General features: G+C 45.3%; 12 protein-coding genes. 8 read left to right on the plus strand and 4 right to left on the minus strand.

Features of this window, described 5'->3' with window-relative positions; genetic code table 11:
* Positions 1 to 35: 35 nt before the first annotated feature.
* Positions 36 to 422: a response regulator gene (locus AC5EF3_RS12110; protein ID WP_015826823.1), complete on the minus strand. Its 387-nt coding sequence runs from the start codon at positions 420 to 422 to the stop codon at positions 36 to 38.
* 149 nt (positions 423 to 571) lie between these two features.
* Here AC5EF3_RS12110 and AC5EF3_RS12115 point away from each other — a divergent pair, with 149 nt between their 5' ends.
* The 7 genes from AC5EF3_RS12115 (at position 572) to AC5EF3_RS12145 (ending at position 9,102) form a co-directional block, all read left to right on the plus strand.
* On the plus strand, positions 572 to 1,000 hold the full coding sequence (locus tag AC5EF3_RS12115; protein WP_015826824.1) for a MaoC family dehydratase: 429 nt from the start codon (positions 572 to 574) through the stop codon (positions 998 to 1,000).
* Positions 1,001 to 1,040: 40 nt separating this feature from the next.
* Positions 1,041 to 2,015, plus strand: coding sequence for a bifunctional riboflavin kinase/FAD synthetase (locus AC5EF3_RS12120; RefSeq protein WP_493548225.1), 975 nt, complete (start codon positions 1,041 to 1,043; stop codon positions 2,013 to 2,015).
* Positions 2,016 to 2,274: 259 nt separating this feature from the next.
* Entirely contained in the window at positions 2,275 to 5,244 is a 2,970-nt protein-coding gene (gene ileS, locus AC5EF3_RS12125) for an isoleucine--tRNA ligase (protein ID WP_493548226.1), read from the plus strand.
* A gap of 29 nt (positions 5,245 to 5,273) precedes the next feature.
* Entirely contained in the window at positions 5,274 to 5,870 is a 597-nt protein-coding gene (locus AC5EF3_RS12130) for a signal peptidase II (RefSeq protein ID WP_493548227.1), read from the plus strand.
* Between the two features lie 111 nt (positions 5,871 to 5,981).
* The gene (locus AC5EF3_RS12135; RefSeq protein ID WP_015826828.1) at positions 5,982 to 6,500 is read left to right on the plus strand and encodes a DUF3035 domain-containing protein; all 519 of its coding nucleotides are present in this window, start codon (positions 5,982 to 5,984) and stop codon (positions 6,498 to 6,500) included.
* A gap of 86 nt (positions 6,501 to 6,586) precedes the next feature.
* Positions 6,587 to 8,590: a DNA mismatch repair endonuclease MutL gene (gene mutL, locus AC5EF3_RS12140; RefSeq protein WP_493548228.1), complete on the plus strand. Its 2,004-nt coding sequence runs from the start codon at positions 6,587 to 6,589 to the stop codon at positions 8,588 to 8,590.
* Positions 8,590 to 9,102, plus strand: coding sequence for a GyrI-like domain-containing protein (locus AC5EF3_RS12145; protein WP_493548229.1), 513 nt, complete (start codon positions 8,590 to 8,592; stop codon positions 9,100 to 9,102). The genes mutL and AC5EF3_RS12145 overlap by 1 nt, the downstream gene beginning before the upstream one ends.
* Here the strand turns inward: AC5EF3_RS12145 and rnhB are convergent.
* Positions 9,099 to 9,725: a ribonuclease HII gene (gene rnhB / locus AC5EF3_RS12150; RefSeq protein ID WP_493548308.1), complete on the minus strand. Its 627-nt coding sequence runs from the start codon at positions 9,723 to 9,725 to the stop codon at positions 9,099 to 9,101. The genes AC5EF3_RS12145 and rnhB overlap by 4 nt on opposite strands.
* A gap of 64 nt (positions 9,726 to 9,789) precedes the next feature.
* Between rnhB and lysM the strand changes: the two genes are divergently transcribed.
* On the plus strand, positions 9,790 to 10,218 hold the full coding sequence (lysM, locus tag AC5EF3_RS12155) for a peptidoglycan-binding protein LysM (RefSeq protein ID WP_493548230.1): 429 nt from the start codon (positions 9,790 to 9,792) through the stop codon (positions 10,216 to 10,218).
* Positions 10,219 to 10,311: 93 nt separating this feature from the next.
* On the opposite strand, the gene AC5EF3_RS12160 is transcribed toward lysM, so the two are convergent.
* Together AC5EF3_RS12160 and AC5EF3_RS12165 are read right to left on the minus strand one after the other, a co-directional pair.
* Positions 10,312 to 11,283, minus strand: coding sequence for a bifunctional helix-turn-helix transcriptional regulator/GNAT family N-acetyltransferase (locus AC5EF3_RS12160; protein WP_493548231.1), 972 nt, complete (start codon positions 11,281 to 11,283; stop codon positions 10,312 to 10,314).
* Positions 11,284 to 11,383: 100 nt separating this feature from the next.
* Positions 11,384 to 12,337, minus strand: a complete 954-nt coding sequence (locus AC5EF3_RS12165) for a hypothetical protein (protein WP_493548232.1) — start codon at positions 12,335 to 12,337, stop codon at positions 11,384 to 11,386.
* Positions 12,338 to 12,342 lie beyond the last annotated feature (5 nt).

The following is a 12,342-nucleotide window of genomic DNA, read 5'->3' on the forward strand; positions in this document are numbered from 1 at the left end:
ATCCTCCCAGATCGGATGTGGCCCAGCTAGGGAAATTAAAATTCACCAAGTACGGCAGTAATTTTGCCTTTAAGTGTCGCAGCGTTGAACGGTTTTACAATATAGTTGTTCACACCAGCTTTTTTAGCGGCAATCACGTTTTCCGTCTTAGATTCGGCAGTTACCATGATAAATGGTGTCGCTTTTAGCTTGTCGTCTGCACGAACTTCGCGTAGCAGCTCATAGCCGGTCATCGGTTCCATGTTCCAGTCTGAAATGACAAGACCATAATTATTGCCTTGCATCTTGGCGAAAGCTTCTTTGCCATCTGCAGCGTCTTCGATATTCTCGAAGCCAAGTTGCTTGAGAAGGTTAGTGATGATGCGAATCATCGTTTTGTAGTCGTCCACGACTAGAACGGGCATCGACATATCGACAGCCATGGGAAATCTCCTTAGGGCGGCTAAAGTTTGTCTGTTTGGACTAGTCATAACCAAACAAGGCAAATAAACCGTGAAGGGAAATAGAGATTTCACGTATTAACGTTAACGTATTGCACGACGCGTTGACGGTGTGATTTGGAGTAATGAGAATGAAACCAGGCAAGACGTACGAAGAACTAGAAATTGGCATGAGCCACGAAAACGAGCACCTTGTAACAGAACAAGATGTTATGGATTTTGCGCGTGTATCTGGTGATTTTAATCCACTCCATGTGGATGAAGAATATGCAAAAACGACAGTTTTTGGAACACGTATTGCGCATGGTGCACTGACGGCATCATTCATTTCTGCAATCCTCGGAAATGATTTGCCAGGCCCTGGCGCGATCTTTACAGAAATGAATATGCGTTTCAAACGTCCAGTGAAAATTGGCTCTAAGGTATTGGTAAGAGCTGAAGTTTCTGAAAAACAAGACAGGCTGAACCGTGTCACATTGGCTGTGAAATGTTCAGTGGATGATAAAATCGTTATTCAGGGCGAAGCAAAAGTCATGGTCCCGAGTTCTGCAAAAAAATAAAATTCGCCAAGAATTTTTCTGTCGAGGATTGGCCATCTAAATGAAGCTGTTTCACACATTTGAAAATGCACCTGAATCTGTTCGGGGAGCAGGTGTTGCAATTGGTAATTTTGATGGCCTGCATTTGGGGCATCGGGGTGTAATTTCGACACTGCGTGATCTGTGTACGGAAAGAAATATACCCCTTGGTGTGTTAATGTTTGATCCGACACCATTTATTTTTTTTAATCCAGATTCACCATCAAAACGAATCATGAGTCTCAAACGGCGTGTCAAAGTGCTAAAACAAGGCGGTTTGGACGTCGCTTTTGCGCTACCTTTCGACGCAGAAATGGCTGGGCGCTCAGATTTTGAGTTTGCAAAAGATGTTTTGAGCGATGGGTTAGGTGTTTCAGCTGTCTCGGTTGGCTATGATTTTTGTTATGGCAAAAAACGTATGGGAAATGTCACCACCCTAAAGAAATTTGGTGATGAAATGGGTTTTGATGTCTTGGTAACAGATAAAATTACGCCCAATAATATGGAAATTGGTGCACATGGCGAGGCGCTGAAGATTTCTTCAACTCAAATTCGCGAACTTATTTCTGATGGAGATATGGAATCCGCGAAATTGATGATGAAAGACTATTGGGTCACCGAAGCTAAAGTAGAGCATGGTGAAAAACGTGGCCGCACTATTGGTTTTCCGACCGCAAACATGAAGCTTTCTGATTATCAGCAGCCCAAATTCGGTATTTATGCAGTTTGGACGAGAATTGAGGGTGAGAAAAATTGGCGTCAGGGCGTAGCCAATTTTGGCAGAACCCCCACAACAGGTGACCGTGATCCCTTATTAGAGGTGTACCTTTTTGATTTTGAGGGTGATCTATACGACAAAGAATTAGAAGTGGCGTTTGTGAAATTTCTACGTCCAGAAGAAAAGTATGACGGGTTAGAGCCTTTAATCGCCCAAATACAAAAAGACACTGAAAATGCAAAACAAGTGTTGGCAGGGGTAAGCCAGCCAGTCGTTTGATTAGGTTTGGTGAAACAGGAGGCGGAAATCGTGTGAAACTTTTTCCTGTCTCTTTTCACTAGGCTTTTAGCCTGATATGGACTGAGCCATGAAAATGCAGAATATCATACGCATATATATACGTGCCCAAATAGGCGGCGCAATTCTCGGGCGAATTACTGGCCCGGTCCGCTAGAAGGCGCAACTCAAATTGCGACTCGGCGGTTCCGGGTTATCTCGCTAACCAGTTTCTGCAAAAAATCATCAAAAGATAAAAAATATGTCCAACGACACGAATACTCCTGAAGGCCGCGATTATCGCGAAACGCTCTTCTTGCCGACGACAGATTTCCCAATGCGCGCGGGTCTGCCAAAGGTTGAGCCGGTTTGGCTTGAAAAATGGGATGAGGAAAACCTCTACGAAGCTTTGCGTGAAGATGCAAAAGGGCGTCCTGAATTCATGATCCATGATGGCCCGCCTTATGCTAATGGTCATCTTCACATTGGTCATGCCATGAACAAGATCTTGAAAGACCTTGTTGTGCGTACAAAACAAATGTCTGGTTTTGATGCCGACTATATCCCGGGCTGGGATTGTCATGGTCTTCCGATTGAATGGAAAGTTGAAGAACAATTTCGCCAAAAGGGCAAAGCCAAGCGCGATGTCGATCCGTCAGAATTTCGCAAAGCTTGCCGTGAATACGCCACCGAATGGGTCGGTATCCAACGCGAAGAATTTAAACGTCTTGGTGTGGTAGGAAATTGGGATGATCCATATCTAACGATGGATTATGCTTCTGAAGCGACAATCGTTGAAGAATTCCTGAAAGTTGGAATGTCTGGCCAAATGCGTCGCGGGTCTAAGCCTGTCATGTGGTCTCCAGTGGAGCAAACAGCCCTTGCTGAAGCAGAAGTGGAATATGAAGATCGCAAAGCCAATGTGATCTGGGTGAAGTTTCCAATCGCCAGCATCGGCCCAACGCTCGTGCGCGGTGGACTTGAAGAGCATGATGAAGTTTTAAAAGGATTGGCAAGCGGTGCTGCAATAGTCATCTGGACGACGACGCCTTGGACAATACCAGCTAACCGCGCTGTCTCTTATAGTCCCAGCATTGCATACAGCCTGTATGAATGTACTGAACTTGAGGCTGACTTGCCATTTGAGCCTTGGATTAAGCCCGGTGACAGGCTTGTTGTTGCAGATGCACGTGTTGAAACGGTCATGGGTGCAGCCAAGGCAGCGAAATGGAAAAAAGTTGGTAGTGTTTCTACGGATACTCTATCTAAATTGACGCTCGCGCACCCATTGCGTGACGCAGACCTTGGCGGATATCAATTTGATGTGCCAATGCTCTCAGGTGATCATGTCACTGATGATGCGGGTACAGGTTTTGTTCACACAGCGCCAAGCCATGGTGAGGATGACTATAATGTCTGGCTCTCATCAGGGCGTTCTACAGCAGATATCCCTGAAACACTCGATGATTTTGGATGTTACACAAAAGAATGTCCGGGTTTTGAAGGCTTAGATGTTATCCGCATTGATGGCAAAAAGCGCGGCCAAGATGGGAAAGCCAATAAAGCTGTCATGGATGCATTGATGGGCGCTGGTAATTTGCTCGCGCGCGGCATGACCACACTGCGCGATGCACACTCTTGGCGCTCAAAAGCACCCGTAATCAGGCGCGCAACGCCGCAATGGTTCATCTCTATGGATGTAGCAGATGAAAGCGGCAAAACATTGCGTGAAAAAGCAATGGCAGCGATAGCTGAAACGAAATTCACTCCCGAACGAGGTCGTGCACGCCTAAGCTCCATGGTTGAGGGGCGTCCTGATTGGCTCATCTCTCGCCAGCGCGCATGGGGTGTGCCGCTGACTTTATTCGTCAACAAGCAAACCGGTGATATACTCAATGATAGCGACGTGAATGATCGCATTGTTGCTGCCGTTGAGCAGGGCGGTGCTGATGCGTGGTTTGTGACATCTTCAGACATCTTCTTGGGCGATCAATACAACGCTGAAGATTTTGAAAAAGTCACGGACATTCTCGATGTGTGGTTTGACTCTGGAACAACACACGCATTCACACTCGAAAAACGCGGTTTGAAATGGCCAGCTGACTTGTATCTTGAAGGGTCAGATCAGCACCGTGGTTGGTTCCAGTCTAGCTTGCTGGAAAGCTGTGCCACACGCGGCCGCGCCCCATATGAAGGCGTGCTGACGCATGGTTTTGTTGTGGCTCAAGATGGTCGCAAAATGTCCAAATCTTTGGGCAATGGTATTGAACCAGATGAAGTGTGTAAGCAATTTGGTGCTGAAATCATGCGTATCTGGGTTGGATCAACTGATTACACAGATGATCCAGCATTTGGAAAAGACATTATCGCAGCGAATGTGGATAGCTATCGTAAGCTCCGCAACACAATGCGCTATTTGCTTGGTGCTCTGCATGGTTTTGACGACAGCGAACGCGTCGCCGTTCAAGATATGCCAAGCCTAGAGCAGTGGATGTTGCACCGCTTAACAGAAGTTGACGCAAAAGTGCGTGCAGCTTTTGAAGCTTATGATTTCCAAGCGGCATTCAAAGAGCTGCAAGTCTTTACCAATAATGATGTCTCAGCGGTTTATTTCGATATCCGCAAAGACAGCCTTTATTGTGATGCACCCGATGATATCCGTCGTCGGTCATGCCGCACAGTGATGGATGAATTGTTCAAATGCCTCACAGCATGGTTTGCACCTGTTATGGTGTTTACATGTGAAGAAGCATGGCGTTTGCGCTTCCCTGAAGCTGGTTCAGTTCACCTGCGTCAGTTCCCGCAAGTGCCAGCGGAATGGAAAAACGAAGCAGTTGCGAGCAAATGGTCTAAACTGTTTAAAGTGCGTCGTGTCGTCCTCGGGGCGTTGGAAATCGAACGTCGTGAAAAGCGGATCGGTTCATCCTTAGAGGCGGCACCGGATGTATATATCTCAGATGCTGAACTTTTAGCAGCGTTTGACGGTGAAGTCGCTGCAGATATCTTCATCACGTCTGATGTGAATTTGAAATCTGAAACAGCTCCAGAAACGGCGTTTTCTATGGATGATATAGAAGGCGTTGCAGTCGTTTCAGCTAAAGCCGAAGGTGTGAAATGTGCGCGGTCATGGAAGATTTTTGATCCTGCCACAGCCTTGCCCGAATTTCCGGGCATTACACCGCGTGATGCCAAGGCTGTCATGGCTTGGGATAAAGTGAATAAAAGCGCTTAGGCTTTGCCAAAAGCGAAAGAGGGAAGAGCATGATACAGGTAACAAACCGTTATTGGATTTGGGCAGGTCCAATTGCTCTTTTCTCTTTGATTTTGGACCAATTTACAAAAGCACTTGTGCTTGGAAATGATGTGTTTAATGCAAGGGGGTGTTTGTTTTCACCGACACCTAATTGCGGAAAAATAGAAATTTCTCAAAGCTTTGACCTTTCCATGGTTTGGAATTACGGCATGAGTTTTGGCATGATGCAATCTGATGGCATTGGCCGCTGGATTTTGTTTGCTGTCACATTCATCATTGTAATTGCTTTTACTGCTTGGTTGTTGAAAGCAGAACGCAAAATGACAGCACTAGCACTGGCATTTGTCATTGGCGGTGCGATTGGGAATATGATAGATCGAGCACGCTTTGGCGCTGTCGTTGATTTTATGGATTTTTCTGGACCTTGGTTCGGAATAAAATTTAATGCGACAAGCGGGCCTTTTGCTTGGATAGATAAAGCTATTTATAATGGCGATGGAATTTTAGGTTTAGGTTTTCCATATGTGTTCAATGTTGCAGATATGGCTATTTCAGTGGGTGCAATCATATTGATTGCAGATCAACTGTTGGCGAAAGAGGACTGATCGGGCTAGCTTTATCGCTAACCTGCATATAAGTGTTTTACAGGCTTGAATTTCGAAATCGATTATTTGGTTTCTGCATTCAAAAACGACGTGTATTAAAAGGCGTGACAGATGAAAAAATCAGTATTGGGTTTAACTGCGGCAGCGGTTGCAGCGATGGTCGCATCCGGATGTTCTTCTAATGGTACAAATGGCCCTGATGAGTTTCGTGTGGTTCGTAAAGCGCCTTTGAGTGTTCCACCTGAATATAATTTGCGTCCACCAGCTGTTGGTGAAGCGGTTCCAGCTGAACTGCAATCGGACGATAGTGCGCGCGCAATTTTGTTTGGAGATCGTGTCGGGTCTCAGGCTTCTGAAGGTGAGCGTTTGCTTGTTCAAAAAGCTGATGCTGATGCGATTGACCCTAAAATCCGTGCACAAGTTGATTATGACGCCACAGGAACTTTGCGCAAAAGCAAAAGTCTTTCTGACAAGATATTGTTCTTCAAGGGTGATGGTAATGATGCAACGATTATCGAGCCTGCCAATGAAGCACAGCGTCTTGAGCGTGAATTGATTGATAATGCCACTGGCGGCGGTGATGTTGTGATTGAACGCAAAGCTGGCGAGAGCAAACTTCCTGGGCTTTAAATCCATCTGGATTACATTTTGAGTTTTACACAATCAAAATGCGTTGTGGACTAGGTACGAATCGCGTTGCGCGGTAAGCTTTAACTATGCCTGATACCTTATCTGAACACACGCCCTCTTCATGTATCCACCGATTACCTGCCGATGCTATAAATCGCATTGCAGCGGGTGAAGTTGTTGAGCGCCCAGCTGCGGCTGCAAAAGAGCTGATTGAGAACGCACTAGATGCAGGTGCGCGCCATATACGAGTTTTGATTGAAGGCGGCGGCTTATCCCGAATGGTCATTGAAGATGACGGCAAGGGGATGTCGGCTGAAGAATTACCGATCGCGATTGAGCGTCATGCGACATCTAAACTTCAAGCCGATGCTGAAGGACGGGTAGACCTTTTAAATATTCACACGCTCGGTTTTCGCGGCGAAGCATTACCATCCATTGGTTCTGTGTCTCGTATGACGATAACCTCTCGTGCAAAAGGGGCGGATGAAGCCTATCAGCTGCGTATTGAAGGCGGTGTTGTTGAGGGACCCTTGCCTGCTGCATGGACAGGCCTTTCAGACAGCGGAACGCGTATTGAAGTTCGAGATTTGTTTTATGCAACGCCTGCGCGGCTAAAGTTCATGAAGTCTGAGCGCGCTGAAACGATGGCACTCACTGACACAGTTAAGCGTTTGGCTATGGCGAATGCTGATGTCGGCATGGTTTTAGAATCCAATGGCCGCAAAGTGATTAACTTAGCCCCTGAAGACGGTGCTTTTGAAGAAGCACGCCTGAAGCGTCTTGGTGCGATTATGGGCAAAGAGTTTCGCGAAAATGCCTGCGAAATAGATGCTGAACGTGAAGGCGTGTTCGTCACCGGATTTGCTGGTTTACCAACGTTAAATCGAGGGAACGCACAGCATCAATATTTGTTTGTAAATGGTCGTCCTGTTAAAGACCGTTTGCTGACAGGCGTTATACGTGCAGCCTATCAAGATTTTCTTGCGCGAGATCGTCATCCTATGGCGGCCCTTTTTGTTGATTTGCATCCAGAGCTTGTCGATGTAAATGTGCATCCTGCCAAAACAGAAGTGCGTTTTAGAGATGCAGGAAATGTACGTGGGTTATTAATCGGTGCCCTTCGGCACACGCTTGCCGCTGCTGGGCATCGTGCTTCTACAACAGTTGCTGGCGATGCATTAGGGCGCGTCATAACAGAGACGCAAGCGCGTCAGGCTGAATTGCAAATGGGGCCAAACGGGCCAATGCAATCTGCGTATCAGCCCGGCACAAGTGTTTTGCAATCGACAATGGGAAGATCAGCAAGCGGTGGGCAATGGCGACCTTCGGCCAGTCCGTCATCTGATGAGATAAATACTTATTTGGATGCGACCGGATTAAGTGGCGGTTTTAGAGAAGATGCACGACCACTGTATAATGGCCAATCTGGCGCTTTTGAAGCCACATCTGATATGTCTGCTCGTGTTGAACCAAATGAAATGGAAAGCCAGCGAGCACAGGAGTTAAGCCGGTTTCCGCTAGGTGTGGCACGCGCACAATTACACGAAACATATGTCGTAGCGCAGACTGATGACGGTATTGTCATTGTCGATCAACATGCAGCTCATGAGCGTTTGGTTTATGAGCGAATGAAACGTCAAATGGAGCTGGACGGAGTAAAACGTCAGGCATTATTGATTCCCGAAATTGTTGAATTGACCGAAGACGAGGCAATGCGCGTTCTATCACGTTCCGAAGAATTGCTAGAGTTAGGGCTGGAAATCGAACCTTTTGGTGTGGGATGCATTGCAGTTCGAGCGACGCCTGCATTATTTGGGGATATGGATGCGGTCGGATTGATTAAAGACCTTGCTGATGATTTTGCAGAATATGATGCCGGACTTGCCCTAAAAGAACGTTTTGAAGAAGTCATGGGCAATATGGCATGTCGCGGTTCTGTACGCGCTGGACGGCGGCTCACTGGTGAAGAGATGAATTCTTTATTGCGACAGATGGAAAATACACCTCATTCAGGACAGTGTAATCATGGTCGTCCAACATATGTAGAGCTGAAACTCGCTGATATTGAACGCTTATTTGGAAGACGTTGATGGCTGATCAAGAATACAAAACACCAAAAACGAGATATGAATTCCGTGAAGGATTTTCAGTTGCTGGTTTACGTAAACAGTTTGATGCAGATGAAAAAATTGATGGCATTCCTGCTTTATGGAAAGCATTTGGCCCGCAAATCGCAGAAGTTGCCAATGCAGTGACGGATGCGTGTTATGGTGTCATTGGTGCAAGCAATCCGGATGGAGATGTAGATTATCTTGCGGGCATCAAAGTGACGAGTTTTGACGGCCTTGATAAAGATTTTGATCGTATGGTGATACCTGACCAGAATTATCTCGTCGTGACGCATGAGGGCGATGTCTCAAACATTCAACAGACTTGGGATTGGATTTTTGTAGAATTTCCAAAGAGCTTGGGGCTAGAGATTATTGAGGTTTTTGCAATGACACCTGAGTTTGAGGTGTATGATGCGCGCTATAATCCACAAACCCGTGAAGGCGAAATAGACATCTGGGTGCCTGTGCAGCCGGGCATTATGCCAGCTTAATTATCTAGCTGTTGTTTGGCTGCTCGCACTGGTTTGAATGTCATACGATGAATAGGGCATGGACCGATGCGTTTTAGCGCTTCCGAGTGTGCTTTCACGCCATAGCCTTTGTGTTTTGCAAACCCATAATCTGGGTATTGAAGGTCATATTCTACCATTTTGGCATCACGAGCTGTTTTGGCTAAAATAGATGCAGCTGAGATACATGCCTCTATGCCATCACCACCAATGAGCGTTTCGGCGCGGCAATCTAGTGGGGGCGCATCATTGCCATCGATGAGCGCGAGGTCTGGCGCGACAGCTAGGCCTTGCACAGCACGCTGCATGGCGAGGTGGTTTGCTTGGCGTATATTTAGTTCGTCTATTTCCTCAGGGCTTGCCCAGCCAATACTCCAACAAAGGGCGTATTCTTTTATAAGCAATGCAAGTTTATCGCGTTTTTTCTCACTGAGTTTTTTAGAATCATTGAGGCCTGCAATCGGATTTAAAGGATTTAGAATAACTGCACCTGCGCATACAGGGCCAGCCCACGGACCTCGACCGGCTTCGTCTACGCCGCATATTAGGATTTTATCTGCCATGTACTTTAAATGGAATGAGTCGCCAGTTGAAGAAAGCTTGATTGTTTTTGTAGGTTCATATTCACCATGTTAGAGATAGGTATGCCAATAAGAAGAGGGGCGTTAAATGTTTGGAAATCTGATCAAGTTTGCAAAAGATGCTGGTGCTAAAATCGGCTTTGGAAAAGACAAAGACGAAGACGCGAAGAACCTTAAAAATGAGATGGAAAAACACGGCTTCAAAACAGATGAAGTGGATGTTGCTGTAGAAGGCGATAAAGTCGTTCTAACAGGAAAAGCTCTATCTCAAGAAGAACGTGAAAAGCTTATTCTTGTTGCTGGAAATATAGAAGGTGTTGATTCTGTTGAAGATAAAATGGAGATTTCACCAACTCGCACCCACACTGTGAAAAGTGGAGACACTCTAAGCAAGATTGCTAAGGAGATGTATGGGGATGCGATGAAATATCCTGTGATTTTTGAAGCAAATAAGCCAATGCTATCTCACCCAGATAAAATTTACCCAGGTCAGGTTTTGCGTATTCCAACTTTATAGTTCACTGCGTCTAATCTTTGAAAAGACCATTGTAAAAACACCAGTTTCTTTTGCTAGAGACTGGTGTTTTAGTAGGTGAAGCTTGCAGCAAACTTATAACGGGTAAGACATGGCTACGTTGCAGCGTTCATATCGTGCTCCAAAGTGTTCCATGATATATGGGTCATGAATAAAGCCGTTCTTTTCATAAAGGTGTATAGCTGCCTCACATTTCTTATTCGTTAGAAGGTACATGCATGTCAGGTTCATTTCTTTTGCACGATTGATGGTGGCTTGAAGCAATTTTTCACCGATTTTCAAGCCGCGCGCATTATCTGTTACACCCATTTTTGTGAGTTCGAATATTCCGTCTTCTATTTTGATTAATGCACAAGTTCCAACCACACCAAATTGTGGTGTTTTAGCGAAAAGAATAACGCCGCCACGGTCAATGATAAGCTTACGTGGATTTTCAATAATTTCACGATCATTTTGCTCTAGTTTGAACATGCTAGACACCCATTGTTCAGTGATGTCATGAAAATTCTGAGCAAGATCATCTGTAAAATCAACTATTTCGACGGGATTAGGATTGCTTATTTTTAGGACACGTTCTTCTAAGGAAGATTCATTGAGGTTTTGTTCTAAACGGGAGAGGGCATCCAATAGATTCATAGGAGAAGCACCAGTAGGAAACGAACTTGCTTGTTTGGCGGCTTCTTGCACATGGGGCCACAGATTTTCTCTCAAACTCTCAAGCGTTGCTTCGCCCTTGGGAGTCAATTCTATCCATTTTACACGTTGATCTTTGTCGTCAGCACGAGTGGTGACAAGGCCCGATTCAATAATCGTATTCAACGTGCGTGTGACTGCCGGTTGGCTCACACCGAGAGCTTCAACTGCTTGCGCAACAGTAATTGATCCAAGTGTGTCGATGGCTTTCAATAGGGGGAATTGGCTAGGTTGGATGCTAAATCCGTGTGCTTCGTGTAATCTTGCGGCATCTGCTTGAAGGCGTTCTGCTAGGCGTTTTAGCCGACTGCCTAATGCCAAATAGCCAGCATTTTCCAATATATCTTTTACCATATCTTTCTTCCAAACCGAGCTTTGAGATTTAAATATAACATGTTATATAAATATTCAAGAGTGTAAGATTCTAAATTATAATTAGTAAGTCGATTGGGCGTTAGAATTGATTGGTGCGCAGTAAATTGTTCACACGAACATTTCCGTCGGGCTCAAATTTTGTTACGTATTTATTGATACACTCTGGATGAAGCGAGGTGCGCCCAGGCCATGTCCAGCGGCGAAATTCAACATCATTTTGAACCAGAATTTTGTCGATGATTTCTGCTTGATCTATCCATTGGCCTTCAACAGGAAAAGTCGCACCAAGGTCGATTTTTGTGCCATCTAAAAAATGAATTGTGTAGTTTAAATGGCTCATATTCTCGTCGGTGTAATTGCAGCCAAGTTCGACATATTTAGCTTCAGACAGGAGTTGTATTTCTGGTGATATAAACGGAATAATATGTTGTTTTTCAACACTTTGTTTGCTCACCACAGTGTGAGATTGAAATTCCAGATACATAATGCCAGCTGTAAAAACTGATAACAGGATTGCTTGCCATTCCATGAAGCTGGTCATGTGGTTGAAAAAGGATGAGACGAAATTTTCGGGTTTGGTAATATCTAACGATTTATCGCTGCGCGCCTTTTTAAAAAAATGACGCACTATAAATCCATTCACCTTGTCTGTGACTAATCCGGTGAAAACGGATTTTTTGAGATTGGGTTTTACCGCTAGGATTATTCCTAAAATTGATAAACAGATAAATACCCACGCCAATGCACCCAGCATAAGGGCGGGGCCAAAGCTATAGTCAAACAAAATCGCATTGGTTGTTTTTGCGTGGGCAAGAGCAGCAGATTTGGAGAAATCGACGAGTATTGGCCACAGATATTGTACACCAACAAAAATGCCAGCAAACCAAAGCATCACGACAAACCAAGTGAGCATTTCATAGGCTTGAGGTGCTTCTGGTTCATCCATCAGATAATCAGTGATGGCGTCAGGAATATCTCTATCAGCTAAAGCCTGGCGTATGTCTGCTTCTGATCTTTTGAGGCGGAAGGGCATAGAAG

This window comes from Hirschia sp. (genome assembly GCF_058892565.1).

Bases quoted from the DNA above. Each gene is read 5' to 3' on its own strand.
- AC5EF3_RS12110 (WP_015826823.1), bottom strand. From the start codon at position 422: ATGGCTGTCGATATGTCGATGCCCGTTCTAGTCGTGGACGACTACAAA.
- AC5EF3_RS12115 (WP_015826824.1), top strand. From the start codon at position 572: ATGAAACCAGGCAAGACGTACGAAGAACTAGAAATTGGCATGAGCCAC.
- AC5EF3_RS12120 (WP_493548225.1), top strand. From the start codon at position 1,041: ATGAAGCTGTTTCACACATTTGAAAATGCACCTGAATCTGTTCGGGGA.
- ileS (WP_493548226.1), top strand. From the start codon at position 2,275: ATGTCCAACGACACGAATACTCCTGAAGGCCGCGATTATCGCGAAACG.
- AC5EF3_RS12130 (WP_493548227.1), top strand. From the start codon at position 5,274: ATGATACAGGTAACAAACCGTTATTGGATTTGGGCAGGTCCAATTGCT.
- AC5EF3_RS12135 (WP_015826828.1), top strand. From the start codon at position 5,982: ATGAAAAAATCAGTATTGGGTTTAACTGCGGCAGCGGTTGCAGCGATG.
- mutL (WP_493548228.1), top strand. From the start codon at position 6,587: ATGCCTGATACCTTATCTGAACACACGCCCTCTTCATGTATCCACCGA.
- AC5EF3_RS12145 (WP_493548229.1), top strand. From the start codon at position 8,590: ATGGCTGATCAAGAATACAAAACACCAAAAACGAGATATGAATTCCGT.
- lysM (WP_493548230.1), top strand. From the start codon at position 9,790: ATGTTTGGAAATCTGATCAAGTTTGCAAAAGATGCTGGTGCTAAAATC.
- AC5EF3_RS12160 (WP_493548231.1), bottom strand. From the start codon at position 11,283: ATGGTAAAAGATATATTGGAAAATGCTGGCTATTTGGCATTAGGCAGT.
- AC5EF3_RS12165 (WP_493548232.1), bottom strand. From the start codon at position 12,337: ATGCCCTTCCGCCTCAAAAGATCAGAAGCAGACATACGCCAGGCTTTA.